Source organism: Pseudomonas fragi (assembly GCF_900105835.1).
Lineage (GTDB): Bacteria > Pseudomonadota > Gammaproteobacteria > Pseudomonadales > Pseudomonadaceae > Aquipseudomonas > Aquipseudomonas fragi.
This window is the reverse complement of the sequence record NZ_LT629783.1, coordinates 868,189-886,647: the sequence shown is the minus strand read 5'-3', so window position 1 is coordinate 886,647 and position 18,459 is coordinate 868,189. Positions and strand designations below refer to the sequence as shown.

Annotated in this window: 13 protein-coding genes and 1 pseudogene; 9 read left to right on the top strand and 5 right to left on the bottom strand. The window is 61.4% G+C overall.

Annotation, left to right across the window (positions count from 1 at the left end; genetic code table 11):
* Positions 1–437: 437 nt before the first annotated feature.
* The 3 genes from BLU25_RS03895 to BLU25_RS03885 form a co-directional block, all read right to left on the bottom strand.
* Positions 438–1,118, bottom strand: coding sequence for a GntR family transcriptional regulator (locus tag BLU25_RS03895; RefSeq protein WP_083369528.1), 681 nt, complete (start codon positions 1,116–1,118; stop codon positions 438–440).
* Between the two features lie 70 nt (positions 1,119–1,188).
* Complete coding sequence (locus BLU25_RS03890) at positions 1,189–2,598, bottom strand: ATP-binding protein (RefSeq protein WP_083369527.1); 1,410 nt, start codon at positions 2,596–2,598, stop codon at positions 1,189–1,191.
* Complete coding sequence (locus BLU25_RS03885) at positions 2,595–3,305, bottom strand: response regulator (RefSeq protein ID WP_016781071.1); 711 nt, start codon at positions 3,303–3,305, stop codon at positions 2,595–2,597. The genes BLU25_RS03890 and BLU25_RS03885 overlap by 4 nt, the downstream gene beginning before the upstream one ends.
* A gap of 187 nt (positions 3,306–3,492) precedes the next feature.
* Between BLU25_RS03885 and BLU25_RS03880 the strand changes: the two genes are divergently transcribed.
* The 8 genes and pseudogenes from BLU25_RS03880 (at position 3,493) to BLU25_RS03845 (ending at position 13,575) form a co-directional block, all read left to right on the top strand.
* Positions 3,493–5,871 (top strand): TonB-dependent receptor, encoded by a 2,379-nt coding sequence (locus BLU25_RS03880; protein WP_016781070.1) that lies wholly within the window; start codon positions 3,493–3,495, stop codon positions 5,869–5,871.
* 24 nt (positions 5,872–5,895) lie between these two features.
* On the top strand, positions 5,896–6,576 hold the full coding sequence (locus BLU25_RS03875; RefSeq protein WP_016781069.1) for a Fe2+-dependent dioxygenase: 681 nt from the start codon (positions 5,896–5,898) through the stop codon (positions 6,574–6,576).
* Positions 6,577–6,665: 89 nt separating this feature from the next.
* Positions 6,666–7,720: pseudogene (locus BLU25_RS03870) on the top strand (ABC transporter substrate-binding protein).
* Positions 7,717–8,778 carry a FecCD family ABC transporter permease gene (locus tag BLU25_RS03865; protein ID WP_016781068.1) on the top strand — a complete coding sequence of 354 codons (1,062 nt, stop codon included), beginning with the start codon at positions 7,717–7,719 and terminating at the stop codon, positions 8,776–8,778. Before BLU25_RS03870 ends, BLU25_RS03865 begins: the two are co-directional and overlap by 4 nt.
* On the top strand, positions 8,775–9,545 hold the full coding sequence (locus BLU25_RS03860; protein ID WP_016781067.1) for an ABC transporter ATP-binding protein: 771 nt from the start codon (positions 8,775–8,777) through the stop codon (positions 9,543–9,545). Before BLU25_RS03865 ends, BLU25_RS03860 begins: the two co-directional genes overlap by 4 nt.
* Before the next feature lie 147 nt (positions 9,546–9,692).
* Positions 9,693–10,985 (top strand): MFS transporter, encoded by a 1,293-nt coding sequence (locus BLU25_RS03855; protein ID WP_016781066.1) that lies wholly within the window; start codon positions 9,693–9,695, stop codon positions 10,983–10,985.
* Between the two features lie 13 nt (positions 10,986–10,998).
* Positions 10,999–12,474: a glycoside hydrolase family 32 protein gene (locus BLU25_RS03850; protein ID WP_016781065.1), complete on the top strand. Its 1,476-nt coding sequence runs from the start codon at positions 10,999–11,001 to the stop codon at positions 12,472–12,474.
* Between the two features lie 102 nt (positions 12,475–12,576).
* Positions 12,577–13,575, top strand: coding sequence for a LacI family DNA-binding transcriptional regulator (locus BLU25_RS03845; RefSeq protein ID WP_016781064.1), 999 nt, complete (start codon positions 12,577–12,579; stop codon positions 13,573–13,575).
* A 5-nt stretch (positions 13,576–13,580) separates the two neighbouring features.
* Here BLU25_RS03845 and BLU25_RS03840 read toward each other — a convergent pair whose 3' ends face one another.
* Positions 13,581–14,618 (bottom strand): D-cysteine desulfhydrase family protein, encoded by a 1,038-nt coding sequence (locus BLU25_RS03840; RefSeq protein WP_016781063.1) that lies wholly within the window; start codon positions 14,616–14,618, stop codon positions 13,581–13,583.
* A gap of 233 nt (positions 14,619–14,851) precedes the next feature.
* Here BLU25_RS03840 and BLU25_RS03835 point away from each other — a divergent pair, with 233 nt between their 5' ends.
* The gene (locus tag BLU25_RS03835) at positions 14,852–15,739 is read left to right on the top strand and encodes a LysR family transcriptional regulator (protein ID WP_029611434.1); all 888 of its coding nucleotides are present in this window, start codon (positions 14,852–14,854) and stop codon (positions 15,737–15,739) included.
* A gap of 144 nt (positions 15,740–15,883) precedes the next feature.
* Here the strand turns inward: BLU25_RS03835 and BLU25_RS03830 are convergent, their stop codons facing one another.
* Positions 15,884–18,307, bottom strand: coding sequence for a membrane-bound PQQ-dependent dehydrogenase, glucose/quinate/shikimate family (locus BLU25_RS03830; RefSeq protein ID WP_016781061.1), 2,424 nt, complete (start codon positions 18,305–18,307; stop codon positions 15,884–15,886).
* Between the last annotated feature and the right edge of the window lie 152 nt (positions 18,308–18,459).

Sequence of the window (18,459 nt, the reverse complement as noted above, 5' to 3'; positions counted from 1 at the left end):
GGGTTTGTCACGGGTTTGCGCGTTGGGGTGTTGGGGAAGGCGGTGTTACAGAAGGGAGCAGTGACGTAGGAAATGCCCCACAAGGGAACACTTGGGGGGCTGTTCCTGACAATTAGGCCCACTCCTGTGGGAGCGGGCTTGCCCGCGATGGCATCAACGCGGTTTGGCTGAAAGACCGCAGCGTCAGTATCGCAGGCAAGCCAGCTCCTACAGGGTATGCGGCGCTCGCACCATTCGGCACATACCGGTGGGAGCGGGCTTGCCCGCGATGGCATCAACGCGGTTTGGCTGAAAGACCGCAGCGTCAGTATCGCAGGCAAGCCAGCTCCTACAGGGCATGCTGCGCTCGCACCATTCGGCACATTCCGGTGGGAGCGGGCTTGCCCGCGATGGCATCAACGCGGTTTGGCTGGCAGCCCGCAGCGTCTGCAGGCCAATCAATGGCTTTGCGGCAAATGCTCAAACAGGGTTTTGCACACACCGGCGATATGCTCGTCCAGCAACTTGACCGCCAGCTCCACATTGCCGGCGCGGCAGGCATCGAGGATTTCACGGTGTTCGTGGTCGGCACGGTGCTTGCCCGCCGACAAACTCATCTGCATGCGCAGGTAACGCTCCAGCTTGTCATTGACCGAGCGGATCAGGCTGATCATGAACGGCCGCTGCGCAGGCTCGTACAAACAGGCGTGCAGTTCCCAGTTGAGCTCGGCCCAGCGCCCCACGTCATCTTCGCCGACAAACTCCTGGCAGATGCGTTCGGCACGGGCAAAGGTGTCTGCGGTCATGTTGGGGATGGCCAGGCGCAGCAACTTGTCTTCAAGGAGCATGCGCACTTCGAACATTTGCGCCAGTTCCGCCTCGGAAATCCGCGTGACCATCGCGCCGCGGTTACGCTGGAACATCACCAGCCCTTCCGCTTCAAGCCGCTTGAGGGCTTCGCGCACGGGGATCTTGCTGACATTGAACTGGCGGGCGATATCATCCTGGCGAATCGGTTCGTCTTCAGCGAAATGCCCGGCGACAATGGCGTCGCGCAGATGCAGGGTGATGATTTCCGACGTGGAAGGTGAGTTACCCAGGTCGGGAGCATTGAGTTTTGGGTGGGCCACGGTGGTCATCGTTCGCTGGTAAAAAAGATATGGTATACGAAACGTAAATGGACGGGGTAATACCCTATCCACGCTGGGGTCATTGCCCTGTGATCGCGGGCGCCTGGCTTTTCAGGATAAGCAGCGCATCCAGGCCGCCCTCGGGGCGATTGTTCAAGGTCAATGTGCCGCCGTGGGCGACTGCCACGGTGTGGGCGATACTCAAGCCCAGGCCATAGCCGCCGCTGCGGCTGTTGCGCGAAGACTCCAGCCGATAGAACGGCTCCAGCACCTGGGTCAGTTGCTGCGCGGCTATCCCCGGGCCGCTGTCCCTGACCGTGATGCTCAGGCCATCGCGGTGTTCGTCGACCAGCACCTGCACATTGCACGCATAACGCACGGCGTTTTCCAGCAGGTTCTGTATGCAGCGTTTCAGGCTGCGGGCATAACCCGACACCGGGCGGCTGGCGCGTCCGTTAAGGGTGATGGTTGCTCCCATGTCCTGCAGGTCGGCCTGCAGGCTTTGCAGCAAGGCGTTGAGGTCGATGTTCTGGCGCGGCTCGTTGATTTCACCGCTGCTGACAAATTCCAGGGTGGTAGAGACGAGCCCCTCCATGTCCGTCAGGTCATTGCGAAAACGCTGCTTGAGTGCTTCGTCGTCGAGCATTTCGGTGCGCAGACGCAGACGCAGGCGGGTGATGGGTGAGCGCAGATCGTGGGACACCGCCGCCAGAAAGCGCGTGCGCTCAGCCATGCTGGCCAGCAGGCGCTGCTGCATCAGGTTGAAGGCCTGGGCCGCACGCTGTACTTCCACTGGCCCTTTAATCGACAGTGGCTGGCGGCGGATATCCTGCCCCAGTGCCTGCGCGGCTTGCGCCAGTTGATTGAGCGGGCGAACGGCCAGGCGTACCGCGAGCAACACGATGATTGCCACCACGATGATGCGCACCAGATAGATGCGCAAAAAGTAATCGAGCAGCACATCGGCCGGCGCCATGCTGGTCCAGCCCTGATCCTCGGTGGCTTGCACGTGCAGCCAACGGCCGTCGGCCAGGCGCAGCTCAAGGGTAAATTGCCCGGCAGCCGGGCTGGAACCGAACAGGGTATCTACCCCGGCCTTGTGCCCCTGGCTGTCGAGCAGGGTGAGGTTAAGCAGGTTCAGGGCCGTGCGCGACGCGGTTTTTTCATCAACCAGGCTGCGCAGCAGCGATTCGGTGGCCTGGTCCTGAAGGGGCAGAGGGTTGCGCTGCATATCGGCGGCGTTGCGCAGTTCGAGGTTGAAGGTCGGGGTGCTGAGGTTGTGCAAAAAAAGCTCGATGTGCTGCGGATCGCTGCGGGCAACCCGCACGATATCGGCCAGGCGGCTGGCAATCAGGCGCGTGGGGATTTCCAGCACCTGACTGTGGCGCACGTCATACCAGATGCTGCTGGTCAGCACCTGGGCGGCGAGCATGCCCGTGACCAGGATCACCACCAGCCGACCGTAGAGGGTACGCGGCAACAGCGTCATGATTCGCTCGTCACACAGGCCGAAGTGAGCATATAGCCTTCATTGCGCACGGTCTTGATCAGGCCGGGGGCCAGTTGCTGACGCAGGCGGCTGACGCACACATCAATGGAGCGGTCGAAGGGCGTGCTGTCCTTGTCGAACACATGGTTGAGCAAAAAGTCCCGGCTCAGCGGCCGGTTGGGGTGCTGCAACAGCAGGCGCAGCACGCGGTAGTCGGAGTTGCCCAGGCTGATCACCAGGCCTTCGGCGGACAGCACCTGGCGAGCGCGGGTGTCGAGGCGCCACTGGTCGAAGCGGACAAAGGGTGCCTCATCGACACGAGCGCGCTCAGGAAAACTCTGCGCCCGGCGCAACACCACCTTGATGCGCACCAGCAATTCACGCGGATCGAATGGCTTGGGCAGGTAGTCATCGGCGCCGATTTCCAGACCGACGATGCGGTCGATCAGGCTGGCGCGTGCCGTGAGCATGATCACCGGGATATTGGAGCTGGCGCGCAGAGTTCGGCACAGGCTCAGGCCGTCTTCGCCGGGCAGCATCAGGTCGAGCACGATCAGGTCGATCACGTTCAGCTCCAGGCGCCGGCGCATTTCCTTGCCGTCGCAGGCCGTGCAGGTTTGGTAACCGGCGTCGCGCAGGTAGTCGGCCAGCAACTGGCGGATTTCGGGGTCGTCATCGACGATCAATATATGGTCTTGCCTGGACATGGGCTTCGGGTACGCCTTGGGGCTCGCAGCAATAGCGGATTTCACGCGGTGGAGCCAAACGAAATGTAATGGAATGTTGTGGGCGCTGTTTTCGTGCAGCGCCGATACAAAGTCGGGCCATCCGTGGCAATGACGCTCTTTAGAATGGCGAATCTAAATGCGAGTCATTGTAATTAAGGAAGGCCCGATGTCATCGTCACCCGATGCGGCAGTAGTTCGCAATACCCCTTGTGCATTGAACGGTACCCTGGCTCCGGTTATCAGTCTGCTGGCCCTGGGGGTTTTCAGCCCGGCCAGCGAGGCGGCGCAGCCGGCAAACAACGTGCTGACCCTGCCTGCGTCGAACGTCGAGGGGACTTATGACTCGCCGTTCAAGGTCGACGAAGTGTCATCGCGCAAGGTCATGACCCCGCTGCTCGATGCCCCGCAAAGCATCACCATCGTGCCGCAGCAGGTACTCAAGGAGCAGAACGCCCAGAGCCTGCAGGACATTCTGCGCAATGTGCCGGGTATCACCTTTATGTCGGGGGAGGGCAACCTGGGCTGGGGCGACCTGTTTTCCATTCGCGGTTTTTCCTCCGAGCAGAGCCTGACAGTCGATGGCGTGCGCGACGCGGGCATGTCCAGCCGCAACGACATGTTCAACCTGCAACAAGCCGAAGTGTTCAAGGGCACCGGCGCCATCGAATCGGGCATTTCGGCGGTGGGTGGCAGCGTCAACCTGGTGAGCAAGGAGGCCCATCTGGGGGATGCCAACCGGGTCTCTGCCGGGGTCGGCACTGACGGTTACAAACGCCTGACGGCCGATATCAACCACGAGCTGAATGACACCAGCGCCCTGCGTGTCAACCTGATGAAGCATCAGAGTCAGGTGGCCGAGCGTGATGAGGTGGATTACGACCGCTGGGGCATTGCCAACTCCCTGGCCCTGGGACTGTCGACGCCGACCCGGGCCTTTGTCGATTTTTTCTATCAGAAGGATGACAACACCCCGGACGGCGGCCTGCCGATCTTGCGCGGCACCGACGGCAAGCGCATGCCTGGCGTCAAACGCAGCAATTGGTACGGCGATTCCAGCCTGTACACCCAGCAGACCGAAACCACCTCGTTGACCGGACGCCTGGAGCACGACTTTGACAACGGCGCGCTGCTGACCAACCAGCTGCGCTGGCAGCGCACCGACAACTTCTCGGTGCTGTCGCCGGCGCGCTTCAATGCCGCCAGTGCCGACGGCGCGAAAACCTGCACCGGCAGCCGCTGCGCCACCTTGGGCTATGTGGGCATCGGCCCGGCGTCGACGGTCAACGGGGTCAAGGTCTATACCGACTACAGCAACACCGGCAGTACCGCCTATGGCATCCTGCGCGGCAGCGATTTCGGCCTGTCCAAGCGCTACACCATCCTCGATAACCAGACTGACCTGAGCTTTGCCTTCGATACCGGCTCCATCAGCCACAAGGCCGTGGCGGGGCTGGATGTGTACCACGAAACCTATGGTGGCCTGGAGCGCAACGCCAAGGTGCCGGCGGCCAATATGTTCTTCGACATGGCCAACCCGCAACATGACTTTGCCGTGGAGTACACCACCAAGGGCGTGGGCGAACCGCGCTCAAGCATCGACAACGCCGGGCTGTTTTTTGGCGACACCCTGACCCTCAACCCGTGGTGGCAGGTCATGGGCTCGTTGCGCTACGACCACTGGAGCGCCGAGACCACCCAGCGTGGCCAGGACGATGTCAAGGACACCTCGGGCGCCTGGAGCGGCCGTGCCGGTATCGTGTTCAAGCCACAACCCAACGGCACGATCTACGCCTCGTACAGTGAGTCGACCCAGCCTTCGGCCATCGGTGCCTCAACCAACAACCAGATCTACGGCGCCGCCAGCACCAGCCGCTACACCCCGGCCAAGTCCAAGACCTACGAACTGGGCACCAAGTGGGACTTGCTGGACAAGGGCATCAGCGTCACGGCGGCGGTGTTTCGCACCGAACTGGTCAACTCCTGGGAGTACACCGAGGGCGAAGCGTCGCCGGTGCGTGCCTTGCCTGCCAAGCGCGTCGATGGGGTGGAACTGGGCCTGCAGGGCAACCTGACCAGTCGATGGACGGCCTACAGCGGTTTTTCGGCGCTTAAAAGCGAGCAGACCAAGGGGGTCAACAAAGGTGCAGAAGCCAAGAACGTCCCCGACCTGACGGCCAACCTGTGGACCACCTACGCTTTTACCGACGACTTGAGCCTGAGCTACGGCGCCAACTATGTCGGGCGCCGGCGCTATACCGACAACAAGTATGTCGGTGGCCTGAATAACAACAGCAGCTACGCCGACGGCCCGTCCGGGGTGCTGGCGATCTACACGCAAGACAAGGAAAAAGCCCCCGGTTACTGGGTGCATTACCTTGCCGCGCAGTACCAGGTTAATCCTCAGACCACCGTCCACCTCAACGTCGACAACCTGTTCAACACCTTCTACTTCAGCCGCGTCGGTGCCTCCCTCGATGGCTTCCAGCTGTATGGCGTACCGGGGGCCGGGCGCACGCTGACGGCGAGCATCGACTATGACTTCTGACCGCAACCGGTTGCGGAGCACGCCATGCTGATCGAAATCGCCGGGGTGTTCAGCGCCCATGAGGTAGACGAGATGCGCGACCAGTTGCTTGCCCGGCCGTGGGTGGATGGCAAGCAGACGGCTGGCGTGGGCTCGGCACGGGTGAAAATCAACCGCCAGTTGGCCGAGGACGATGCCGTCGGCGTTAACCTGGGCCAACGCATTCTGGCGCGGTTGTCCGAGCACGGGCTGTTTATGTCCGGCGCGTTGCCCAAGCGTATCTACCCGCCGCTGTTCAATCGCTACAGCGGCGGCGAGGGGTTCGGCTTTCATATCGACAATGCCATTCGCGGCATCAAGGGGGTGCGTGAGCGGGTGCGCACCGACCTGTCCGCGACCCTGTTCCTGAGCGATCCGCACAGCTATGACGGCGGTGAACTGGTGATCCGCGACACCTTCGGCGAACGCAGCGTCAAGCTGCCCGCAGGGCATCTGGTGTTGTACCCGGGCAGCAGCGTGCACCGGGTCAACCCGGTGACGCGGGGCGAGCGGCTGGCGGCGTTTTTCTGGATCGAAAGCCTGGTGCGCGAAGACAGTCAGCGCAGCCTGTTGCTGGACATGGACGTGGCCATTCAACGCCTCACCACCCAACAGGCGGATGACGAGTCGCTGCTGCAACTGAGCGGCGTGTACCACAACCTCTTGCGCCGCTGGAGCGACGTATGAGCCTTTTATTGAGCGGGAGATTTACCGTGTCCAAGCTGTTTTTGCATCAAGCCTGTGTGCGCCTGGGCGCCCTTATCGTCCTTCTGGGTATGGCGGTATCGACGGCCTGGGCCAGGGACGTCACCGATGCCCTGGGCCGGGTGGTCAAGGTGCCGGACACCGTACAGCGGGTGGTGCTGGGGGAGGGGCGGCTGATTTCGGCCTTTGCCCTGCTTGACCGCGACCGGCCGTTCCAGCGCATCGTGGGCTGGCAGAACGACCTGCGCAAGCTCGACCCCAACACCTATGCCGCCTATGTGGCGAAGTTCCCCCAGGTCAAGGACATCCCCTTGATCGGTCAGGCGTCGGAGCAGAGCGTCAGCGCCGAGCAAATCCTGGCGCTCAAGCCGGACCTGGCGGTATTCAGCATCTCCGGGCATGGCCCCACCGAACACAGCCCGGTGGCCGATGTGCTGGAAAAGGCCGGTATTGCGGTGTTGTTTGTGGATTTTCGGGTCAACCCGCTGCAAGGCACCCGTGACAGCATGACCGCGCTGGGCCAGGCTCTGGGCCGCGAAGCGCAGGCCAGTGCCTTTGTCGATTTCTACAACCGGCATGTCGAACGCATTACCCGCACCCTGGGTACGCTCGATGACAGCCAGCGCCCCGGTGTGTTTCTCGAACTGCTGGCCGGGGTCTGGGCCAACCCCGGACACACTACGGGCAAGGGAGGCATGGGCGAGCTGATCCGCCTTGTGGGCGGGCGCAATATCGCTGCGGGCGTGGTGCCGGTGCACTGGGGGATATCAGTGTGGAATATGCGCTCAAGGCCGACCCTGATGTGTACATCCTCTCGGGCAATCAGCAGCCCGGGGTGATGCTGGGTGCGGGCATCGATGTACAAACGGCCCGTACCTCACTGATGCAGGTGTTGAAACGGCCGCAGTTCGCCGAATTGCGCGCCGTACGCGAGGGCACGGTGCATGCCCTGTGGCATGACTTCTACAACTCGCCGTACAACATCCTCGCCATTGAGGCCCTGGCCAAGTGGGTTCACCCGCAAAAGTTCACCGACCTTGATCCGCAGTTGACCCTCAATGAGCTCAACCAAGAGTTTCTCGACACGCCGCTGGCAGGTCAGTACTGGATCAGTGAACAACAATGAGCGCTATCGCCAACCCGGCAGTGCTTGCTGCCAGTCACGGTTATCGGCGCCTGCTGGCGCGGCGCGTGTGCCTGTTGCTGGTGATCGGCTGTGCGCTGCTGGGCAGCGTGCTGCTGGACCTGTCCACCGGCTCGTCCGGCATGGGGTTGGGGCAACTGCTGCAGGGTTTGCTGCATCCGCAGACCCTGGATGTCACGGACCGGGTGATCATCTGGAATGTGCGCTTGCCCTATGCGCTGATGGCGGTACTGGTGGGCGCGGCGCTGTCGCTGGCCGGGGCAGAAATGCAGGCCATCCTCAATAACCCGCTGGCCAGCCCGTTTACCCTGGGCGTGTCTTCGGCGGCGGCGTTGGGGGCTTCGCTGGTGATCGTATTTCCGCTGAGCAGCGCCTTGTTGAGCCGCGACTCGCTGGTGGCGCTGGCAGCCTTTGTATTTGCCTGTGCTTCGATGTTCCTGCTGCACGGCATGTCGCGGCTGCGCGGGGCTGGGGTCGAGACCCTGGTGCTGTTCGGTATTGCCCTGGTGTTCAGTTGCAACGCCCTGGTGGCGCTGTTGCAGTTGCTGGCCACCGAAGATGTGTTGCAGCAACTGGTGTTCTGGAGCCTGGGCAGCGTCGCACGGGCCAATTGGGACAAACTGGGCATTCTTGCCCTGGTGCTGGGGTTGACCGCGCCGTTTTCCCTGCATGCAGCTTCGCGCATGACCTTGCTGCGCATGGGCGAGGAGCGGGCGCAGAGCTTTGGTGTGGACGTGCGGCGGCTGCGCTTTTTCGCCTTGCTGCGCATCAGCCTGCTGTCCGCCACGGCGGTGGCGTTTGTCGGCACCATCGGTTTTATCGGCCTGGTGGGGCCGCATATTGCGCGGATCCTGATCGGTGAAGACCAGCGCTTTCTGTTCCCGGCCAGTGCCCTGGTGGGGGCGCTGTTGCTGTCGCTGTCCTCGGTGGTAAGCAAGGTCATCATGCCGGGGGTGATTGTACCGGTGGGTATTGTGACCGCGCTGGTAGGCGTGCCGATTTTTGTCGTACTGGTATTCAAGCGGGGCAGGCAGTTATGAGTGAACAAGGGTTGTTGATCGAGCACGCCCAAGTTAAATACGGGCGCAAGGTGGTGATTGCCGACGCGTCGCTGCCGGCCCTGCGCCCGGGAACATTGACCGCCCTGATCGGCCCCAACGGTGCGGGCAAGTCCACCCTGTTGCGCGGGCTGGCGGGCCTTGAGCCGATGACCGGCGCAGTTACCCTGCACGGTCAGCCGTTGGCGCCGATGAGCGTGGCGCAGCGTGCGCGGCAGGTCACCTATATGCCCCAGCACCTGCCGCCAGGGCTGGGCTTGAGTGTGATCGAGAGCGTGATGGCGGCACTGCGGGTGGCGGGCAATAGCGGTGATTGCCTGGAGCAAGCCTACGGGGCTTTGCAACGCATTGGCATTGCAGCGCTGGCCGATCACATGCTCAACGCACTGTCCGGTGGCCAGCGGCAACTGGTCAGCCTGGCGCAGCTGATTGCCCGCAAGCCCCGGGTCATGCTGCTGGATGAGCCGACCAGTGCGCTGGATTTAAGCTATCAATTGCGGGTAATGGACTGCGTGCGCCAGATGGTTGGCCAGCACCAGCTGATTGCGGTGATCGTGCTGCACGATATCAGCCTGGCGGCCCGTTTTGCCGATCATATTGCTGTGTTGCGCGAAGGGGCGGTGGTCGCTTTTGGCGCGGCAGAGCAGGTACTGACTGCGCAGCTGTTTGCCGAGGTATATGGGGTCAGGGCACGGGTTGAACGGTGTTCGCAGCAGACCCTGCAGGTAGTGGTCGATAGCCCAGTTTAAACCCCAGCATGCGTCAGCCTGCACGATGGGTTTTTGCTTGTTTTGCCAGGCGCTCTGCAGCGCCCGGTGCTTGACAGCGAAGCCATTGGCAGCCGTAATAGGAGGAAATGTTAACGTTAACTTAAATAATAACAAGAGGCGCAACCCATGCAGCGGACGGTCAAGCGTGATTACTGGCTTATCAGCGGTTTACTGTTTTTCTTCTTCTTTTCCTGGTCTTCCAGCTACTCGCTGTTCTCCATCTGGCTGCATCAGGTCATCGGCCTCAATGGTGCGCAGACCGGCTATGTGTTCGCCGCCAACGCGATCGCGGCGTTGCTGATCCAGCCGTTCTACGGGGCCTTGCAGGACAAGCTCGGGTTGTCGAGAAAACTGCTGGTGTGGATTGGCGTGCTGCTGTGTGCTGCAGCGCCGTTCGCAATTTATGTCTACAGCCACTTGCTGGCTCAAAACGTGGTGCTGGGCGCCGTGGTGGGGGCGATTTTTCTGGCCTTTGCCATGCTGGCGGGGGTGGGCGTGATCGAGAGTTATACCGAACGCCTGTCCCGGCATGTGGGTTTTGAATTTGGTACCAGCAGGATGTGGGGTTCCTTGGGCTGGGCGGCGGCCACCTGCATTGTGGGCGTGGTGTTCAATATTGATCCCAATATTGCCTTCTATATGAGCAGTGCTGCCGGCGCGGTGTTTTTACTGATCCTGTTTCGGCTGGACTTGAGCCGCTTCAAGCAACCCGGCGCCTGCGGCGGCGAAAGCGGCGCTGTGCCGGTAACCGTCAGCGACCTGTGGGCATTGCTCAAGCTGCCGCGGTTTTGGGCCTTCAGTGTTTACCTGACCGGGGTTTGCGGGATCTACATGATCTACGAGCAGCAGTTTCCAGTGTATTTCTCGTCGTTTTTTTCGACCCCGGAACAGGGCATCCAGGCCTATGGTTACCTGAATTCATCCCAGGTCTTGCTGGAAGCGGGCCTGCTCCTGGTTGCGCCCTGGGTGGTCGGGCGTACCGGTGCGAAATACGGGCTGATCCTGGCGGGCAGCATCATGTTTTTTCGCATTCTCGGTTCCGGCCTGGCCACAGAAACCTGGGCCATCGCCGTGTTCAAGATGCTGCATGCGGTAGAGGTGCCGATCCTGCTGGTCTCGGTATTCAAATATATCGCGTTTAATTTCGACCCGCGCCTGTCGGCCTCGATCTATCTGGTGGGCTTTCATTTTGCCCAACAGCTCACCGCCATGCTCCTCTCGCCACTGGTGGGCTACGGTTATGACCAGTACGGATTTGCCGACGTGTACCTGGTGATGTCCGCACTGGCAGGTGCCTGCCTGTTGTTGTCCTGGAGCCTGCTGCGCAACGACCCCCGGCCGCCGCCGCGCAAGGCCAGTGTGGCAGAGGCGCTGGCAATGCCCGCTATCACTCAATCGGTTACCCGTTATGAACCCTGACAAGGACCACCCCATGCACGCTGTACGGCTGGACAAGGCCCATCGCGCCATCGCGCAAACACTGCCCGAACGCGGCAACGACTATCGCCTCGCTTATCACCTGGCCCCTGCGGCCGGCTGGATGAACGACCCTAACGGGCTGGTGTTCTTTCGCGGCCAATACCATGTGTTTTATCAGCACCATCCATTTTCTGCGCAATGGGGCCCCATGCACTGGGGGCACGCCTGTAGCGACGATCTGGTGCATTGGCAGCATTTGCCGATTGCCCTGGCGCCCGGTGACGACTACGACCGCGATGGCTGCTTTTCTGGCTCGGCAGTGGTGCTCGATGACACCCTCTACCTGATTTATACCGGCCACATCTGGTTGCAAGAGCCGGGTGATGACCAGCACATCCGCCAGGTCCAGTGCCTGGCCAGCAGCACCGATGGTATTACCTTCACCAAGCTCGGGCCGGTCATCGAGACACCGCCGGACCCCGCCATCATGCATATTCGCGACCCCAAGGTGTGGCCGCGCAACGGTGCATGGTGGATGGCACTGGGCGCGCGGCTGGGCGATGACCCGCAGTTGCTGCTTTATCGATCTGCTGACCTGTTGCACTGGGACTTTCTGGGCTGTGCCCTGCAAGGCCAGCGCGAGCCGGATGGCTATATGTGGGAGTGTCCGGACATCTTTGCACTGGATGGCCGCGATGTGCTGCTGTATTCGCCCCAGGGCCTGAACCCCGTTGGATACGACAACTGGAACCTGTACCAGAACAGCTACCGGGTGGGCCAACTGGACGATAAGGGCGTGTTCAAGCCCTGCGGCCCGCTGCATGAACTCGATCATGGCCACGATTTCTATGCCGCCCAGACCCTGCTGGCGCCCGACGGTCGTCGTCTGCTTTGGGCCTGGATGGATATGTGGGAAAGCCCGATGCCCAGCCAGGCCGAACACTGGTGCGGCGCGCTGACATTACCCCGCGAATTGAGCCGCGACGGTGACCGGCTGCGGATGCGTCCGGCCCGCGAGCTGGTGGCGTTGAGGCAGTCCGGGCAGGTGCTGCAGATAGGTCAGGTCAAATCCGCGAGCCAGTTGCTCGAGGCCAGGGGCGCGCTGCTGGAACTCGAGATTGAGCTGGATATTGCCCGCAGCAGCGCCGAGCATTTCGGCCTGGCATTGCGCTGCAGCGATGACCAGCAGGAGCAAACCCTGCTGTACTACGATGCCATGGCCCGCCGCCTGGTGCTCGACCGGCAGCACTCGGGTGCCGGGGTGAGCGGGGTTCGCAGCGTACCTGTTGCGGCGGACCAGACACACATTGCCCTGCGGATTTTTCTCGATCGCTCGTCCATTGAAGTGTTTGTCGATGATGGCGCCTGGAGCCTGAGCAGCCGGATTTACCCGCACGCCAACAGCCTTGCGCTGCGGGCGTATGCCGTCAATGGCACAGGGCACTTTGGCGAAGCCCTGGTATGGGGGCTGGCTGATCTGCAGCTTTGAGGCCAAGGTTTTTGCACAGGGGCGGCGGCGCCCGGGTTGGCGCTGTTCTGCCGCTGGCAGGCATGACATCATGCCCGGCCAGACAGGTAATGGCGCGCACCGATGGCCTCAGTAAAAGATGTTGCACGGCTGGCGGGGGTTTCCCTGATGACCGTTTCCAGGGCCCTCAATACCCCGGGAAAGTTGAACCAGGAGACCCTGGCCAAAGTGCTGCAGGCCGTCGAAACACTTGGCTATGTGCCCAGCCTCTCGGCGCGCAAGACCCGTGGCGGGCATTCCAGTGGCAAGACCATCGGTATCTTTGCCCTGGACACGGCCACCACGCCTTTTGCCGTTGACATGCTGCTGTCGATGGAGCACACGGCCCGCGAACATGGCTGGAACGTGTTTATCCTCAACGTGTTTGAAACCCCGCCAGACCAGCAGGCCATCGAGTTGATGCTCTCCCATCAACCGGACGGCATCATCTTCAGCGCCATGCAGCTGCGGCGGGTGGACATTCCCCGGGTACTGCGCAGTGTGCCGCTGGTACTGGGCAATTGCGTCAGCACCGACCCCGGCATTGCCTGCTATATATCAGACGATGAAGACGGGCAGTATCAGGCGGTCCGCCAGGCGCTGCGACAAGGTTATCGCCGTCCGCTATGCATAAACCTGCCGCGAAGCAGCATGGCCTGGGGGCTGCGCCAGAGCGGGTTGGCCCGTGCCCTGGGCGAGGCCGGGATTGAGGCTGCGCAAGTGCCGCAATATGACCTGTCCAACGATGATGGCTATCAGGAAACGCTGGTTGTACTGGAACAAAAGTTGCGTGAGGGTGAAGGGCAGGCGCCCTTTGACCTGCTGATTTGCGGCAACGACCGGATTGCCCTGGTCGCGTATCAGTATCTGCTCAGCCGCGGCTTGCGTATCCCGCAGGATGTGGCGGTGCTGGGTTTTGACAATATGGTGGGGGTTGCCGAGCTGTTTTACCCGCCCTTGAGCACCGTGCAGCTGCCGTATTACGACATGGGCCGGCGTGCGGTGCTGCACCTGATTGAAGGTCTGGACGACTGCGCCGTGCACAAGGTTGCCTGCCCGCTGGTTGAGCGCGAGTCCTGCTGACGCGGTCAATGGCCGCTAAAAATGTCCCTGTAGGCATACAACCCCGGTGTGCCACCGGTCATCACAAACAGCAGATTATCGCCAGCCTGGTAACGGCCCTGGCGCAAGTCGCTCAGCAGGCCGGCCAAGGCCTTGCCCGAGTACACCGGGTCCACCAGTAAACCTTCGCAACGGGCCAGCAGGCCTACCGCTTCGAGCATGGCCGGGGTCGGCAAGCCGTAACCTTCGCCCAACTGGCTGCCATCGATGTCGATAGCGTCTGTGCGCAGGGCCGCCGAGCTGCCCAGCAGGGCCAGGGTCTGGCGGGTCAGTTGCAGGGTTCTGGCCGCCGCCGCCGTGTCGCGATCCGCCAGCACCGACCAGGACCGGACCGTTGCCGCGCCGCGCCCAAGCAGTTCAAAACCGGCGGCAAGTCCGGCATGGGTGCCGGCACTGCCGTTGGGCACCATGACCTGGCTGAACCGCACCCCCAGCTGTGTTTCCTGCGCCAGGATCTCCGCCGCGCAGCGGGCGTAACCCAGACAACCTGCCGGGGTGGAGCCGCCGGTGGGGATCACCAGCGGCTTGCGCCCCGCCGCACGCAGTTGCTCTGCTCTGATGTCGGCCTGTGCCAACGGGTCTTCACCCCGAGCCAGTACCTGCACCCGGGCGCCAAACAGATGATCGAGGAGCCTGTTGCCGTTGAGTTCGTAATCGGCGTCGTACCTGGGCACGGCACGGCTGAGGATCAATTCACAGTCGATGCCCTGGCGAGCACAGACCGCCGCCGTCAGCCGGGCATGATTGGACTGGATGCCGCCCACGGTGATGATCGTATCAATACCGTCCTGGAGGGCTGCGCCCAAGTGAAACTCAAGTTTGCGCAACTTGTTGCCGCCACCACCGATCAGCATATGGTCATCGCGCTTGATATACAGCTGCACTTGCTGCTCATGCAAACCCAGCTGTTGTTCAAGGCGGCTGGCCCGTTGAATCGGAGTAGGGCCCTGTAACAGGTCGGCGCGGGGAAACGCGCTCAGCGCCTTGTCCAGTACGGTTTGCATGGGTTGATACCTGAGTGTTCAATTGAATGGGGCCTAACTGTAGGGGTTAAATGGGCGGCAATAAATGCAGTAAGAGTTAGGACTGGTGGAACTGAAAGTTTGTAATGGATGGCCCGGGTTTTATAGATAAAAAGCCCGTTTAATTTATGCCTGACAAGCGCTTAAACTCAGATGAAAAGCATGGGCGTGCCGATGGGCCGTTTATTTTTCCAGCGTGGCCAGAAGGCGGTTTTATGAGCAAGCTCAGGCAGATGGAAGTTTTTGTGGCTGTGGTCGAGGCCGGCAGTTTTGCCGACGCGGCAGTCCGGGTGGACATGTCGGCGGTGATGGTGGGGCGCCATATTCAGAGCCTTGAAACAGCACTCAACAGCAAGCTGATTCAACGAACTACCCGCCGCCAGTCGGTGACAGGTGAGGGGCGGCTGTTTTATGAAGAGTCGAAAAAGGCCCTTGAACAGATCAAGTACGCCTGGAGCCGGGTCGAAGCCTCCACTGGCAAGCCGGGCGGGCTGCTGCGCATGACTGCGCCCATGACCCTGGGCGTCACGCTGGTGGGGCCGCTGGTGAACGAGTTCATGCAGCTGTACCCGGACGTGCAAGTGGAGCTGATCCTCAGCAACGACGTGGCGGATTTGCACGAAAGCTCATTTGATCTGGGTTTCAGGATATCCGAGCTGATTGAGGTCAACCTCGAATCAAGGCCGCTGCCACCGTACCGAATGGTTATTTGCGCAGCACCCGGGTACCTGCAAACGCACCAGGAGCCACAGACGCCGGAGCAGCTCTACCAGCACCGAATCCTCACCCACACCTCGTGGACCAACCGTTTCGCCTGGCCCCTGCAACACGGTAATAAAACCATGCCCTGGCCCGATCACGCGGTGCTCAGAAGCAACGACGGTCAGGTCCTCCTGCAAGCGGCGATCGCCGGCAACGGCATCTTGATGCAACCCGACTTTCTGGTCGCCGAGGCCCTGGCCAAAGGTGAGCTGGTAACCATCATGGATGCCTGTGCACCGGCACCCAAACCGGTACAGATGGTCTATCCACGCAGCAAAAAAGCACTGCCCAAGCTCAATGCCTTTGTGACGTTCATTGTCGAGCGTTTGCAGCCGGCATGACCTGACGGGATGCAGGGCAAGCATTGCGCTGAGCTCCTCACCCCAACCCTCTCCCGGAGGGAGAGGGGGCTGATCAGTGGAGATATTGAGGCCGCTTGCGGCCAGCTCCCTCTCCCACATCAAAGTGCCTACAAGGCCAGAGCCTTACTCTTTGCCAACAGCATCCGGCAGCGCATAGGCAATGATGTAGTCGCCCACGTCAGGCGAATGGCTCATCCCCCCCGCCGAGATCACCACATATTGCTTGCCTGTGGCGGGTGACTTGTAGATCAGCGGTGCCGCTACCGCACCCACCGGCAAGCGGGCCTTCCACACTTGCTTGCCTGTTTTCGAATCCAGGGCGCGCAGGTAGTAATCCTGGGTACCGGCAAAGAACACCAGCCCGGAAGCGGTGGCGGTGGGGCCGCCCAGGGTCGGCATGCCCAGCGGCACCGGCATGTGGGTCTTGATCCCCAGCGGCCCGGTATCCTGGACAGTGCCCAGCGGGACCTGCCAGACCAGTTTCTGCGTATTGAGGTCAATCGCACTCATGCTGCCGAACGGCGGGGTGTTGCACGGCACGCCCAGGGGCGACTGGAGAATGTCGATTTTTACACCGCCATAAATACCGGCCACTTGCGGGCGAATGGTACCCATGAAGCCTGGCACTTCGTCGGTCGACACCTTGAACTTGTTCGTGTCTTCCTTGGTGACCAGTGCCATGCGCAGGGGCATGCGCATGTCATTGACGAACATCATGCCGGTGTTTTCGTCAATGGCAATCCCGCCCCAGTTCATCCCGCCCAGCAAGCCCGGCCATTCAATATAGGGCTTTTCGCCCGGAGGGGTGAACGGGCCCATATAGACCGAATCCTTGAACAGGATCCGGCAATAGAGCTGGTCGAATGTGCTCACGCCCCACATGGATTTTTCGGTCAGCGGCTCGGCGCCAATCATCGGCATGCCTGTCGAGAACGGTTGGGTCGGCGACAGGTGTTCGCCTACGGCTGCAGGGGAGGTTGGTACGGCGCGTTCTTCAACGGCGGTCACCGGCAGGCCCGTGCGCCGGTCCAGGACAAAGATATTGCCCGTCTTGGTGGTCTGGATCAGCACCGGGGTTTTCACGCCCTGGGCATTCTTGATGTCATACAGCACAGGCTGCGAAGGCAGGTCATAGTCCCAGACATCGTGATGGACGGTCTGGTACACCCACTTGGCCTTGCCGGTCGAAGCATCCACAGCGACCACGGCCGAGCCGTATTTCTCCTTGGCCTGGTTGCGGTCGCCGCCCCAATAGTCGGGCGGGCCGTTGCCGGTGGGCAGGTAGACCAGGTTCAGCTCTTTGTCGTAAGTCGGAATGGTCCATACATTGGGGGTTTCCAGGGCGAACTGATGATCGGCCTCTGTGACGTCGCTGTTTTGCGGCGCACCCACATCCCAAGCCCAGGCCAGCTTACCGGTCAGCACATCAAATGCGCGCACGGCACCTGAAGGTTCTCCGGCCACAATATCCCGCACCCAGCCACCCACCACCGTGAGATGGCCCATGACCACCGGCAGGGAAGTGGGGTGGTAGCGCTTGCTGTGTTCGGTGGGGCCCATGCCTTTTTTCAGGTCAACATAGCCGTTGTCGCCAAAGCTCGGGCACAGGGCGCCGCTCTGGGCATCCAGGGCAAACAAACGGGCATCCACAGAGGACACCAGAATGCGCTGACGGCATTGCTGTTGATCGTTGTAGGACGCTTTGACTTCAGCACTCAGGCTGTCGTCCTTGTCGATGTCGTAATAGCCCACGCCCCGGCAAGTAACATGCTCTTCGCTTTTGGCGTGAGGATCGAACTTCCACAGCGGCTTGCCGGTATCGGCGTCAAGGGCGGTGATCAGGTTTTCCGGGGTGCAGGAGTACAGCACATTGCCGATCTGCAACGGGGTATTTTCGTCGACACCCGCGCCCGGGCCGCTGGTGCGGCGGCCCGTACGGTAGACCCAGGCCACTTGCAGGTCATTGACATTGTCCGGGGTGATTTGAGTGTAAGGCGCAAAGCGGGTACCCGATGCATTGCGGCCAAAGAACTCCCAGTTTTGCGCAGCCGGTGATGGCTCAGCGGCCGGCGCCGGGTCAGACGCGGCGACCGGGTTGGAGATAGCGCCGTGGGGGTAAAACGCAGCGATCAAGGTGGCGATCAACGCCACGAACACTGCAACACCGCTGCGGTTAGCCGCACGCCGGGTGTTCAGGGGAAGGCCTGGCAAGGTCGCGCCGACCCACAGACTGAGGGTCAGGATAATGGCCGGGACGACCAGGCGTGGCAGCAGTTGCCAATAGCTGAACTGACCCACTTCATAAAATGCCCAGACGCACGTTGCCAGGAAAATGGCCACTGAAAGACTGATGCCGATGCGCTTGCGCAAAAAAAACAGCACCGCCAGCAGCAGATAAGCCAGGCCCGCGATCAGGTAGTAACTGGATCCTCCCAGAGCCACCAGCTTGACCCCGCCATATATCAGGGCCAGTGATACGACCAATACCAGCAGGGAAAATAGCACCCGCGCACTATTACCAGCCGGGGGCTGTTTACTGTCCGTCATGTTGTTAAATGCTCCATGGTTGATACACACATATCGGTATTCATTAATCAGGAGCAGTCTATGCGGATGGTTTTTTCGATAAATCCGCAGGTTTGAGAAACATTGTTGGTAAAGCAGCAATAATCCGCTGCTGTGGCGAGGGCAACGACGAA

What these genes read in the sequence shown, in the direction of transcription:
- BLU25_RS03895 (WP_083369528.1), bottom strand. Translation starts at nt 1,118, where the DNA reads ATGACCACCGTGGCCCACCCAAAACTCAATGCTCCCGACCTGGGTAAC.
- BLU25_RS03890 (WP_083369527.1), bottom strand. Translation starts at nt 2,598, where the DNA reads ATGACGCTGTTGCCGCGTACCCTCTACGGTCGGCTGGTGGTGATCCTG.
- BLU25_RS03885 (WP_016781071.1), bottom strand. Translation starts at nt 3,305, where the DNA reads ATGTCCAGGCAAGACCATATATTGATCGTCGATGACGACCCCGAAATC.
- BLU25_RS03880 (WP_016781070.1), top strand. Translation starts at nt 3,493, where the DNA reads ATGTCATCGTCACCCGATGCGGCAGTAGTTCGCAATACCCCTTGTGCA.
- BLU25_RS03875 (WP_016781069.1), top strand. Translation starts at nt 5,896, where the DNA reads ATGCTGATCGAAATCGCCGGGGTGTTCAGCGCCCATGAGGTAGACGAG.
- BLU25_RS03865 (WP_016781068.1), top strand. Translation starts at nt 7,717, where the DNA reads ATGAGCGCTATCGCCAACCCGGCAGTGCTTGCTGCCAGTCACGGTTAT.
- BLU25_RS03860 (WP_016781067.1), top strand. Translation starts at nt 8,775, where the DNA reads ATGAGTGAACAAGGGTTGTTGATCGAGCACGCCCAAGTTAAATACGGG.
- BLU25_RS03855 (WP_016781066.1), top strand. Translation starts at nt 9,693, where the DNA reads ATGCAGCGGACGGTCAAGCGTGATTACTGGCTTATCAGCGGTTTACTG.
- BLU25_RS03850 (WP_016781065.1), top strand. Translation starts at nt 10,999, where the DNA reads ATGCACGCTGTACGGCTGGACAAGGCCCATCGCGCCATCGCGCAAACA.
- BLU25_RS03845 (WP_016781064.1), top strand. Translation starts at nt 12,577, where the DNA reads ATGGCCTCAGTAAAAGATGTTGCACGGCTGGCGGGGGTTTCCCTGATG.
- BLU25_RS03840 (WP_016781063.1), bottom strand. Translation starts at nt 14,618, where the DNA reads ATGCAAACCGTACTGGACAAGGCGCTGAGCGCGTTTCCCCGCGCCGAC.
- BLU25_RS03835 (WP_029611434.1), top strand. Translation starts at nt 14,852, where the DNA reads ATGAGCAAGCTCAGGCAGATGGAAGTTTTTGTGGCTGTGGTCGAGGCC.
- BLU25_RS03830 (WP_016781061.1), bottom strand. Translation starts at nt 18,307, where the DNA reads ATGACGGACAGTAAACAGCCCCCGGCTGGTAATAGTGCGCGGGTGCTA.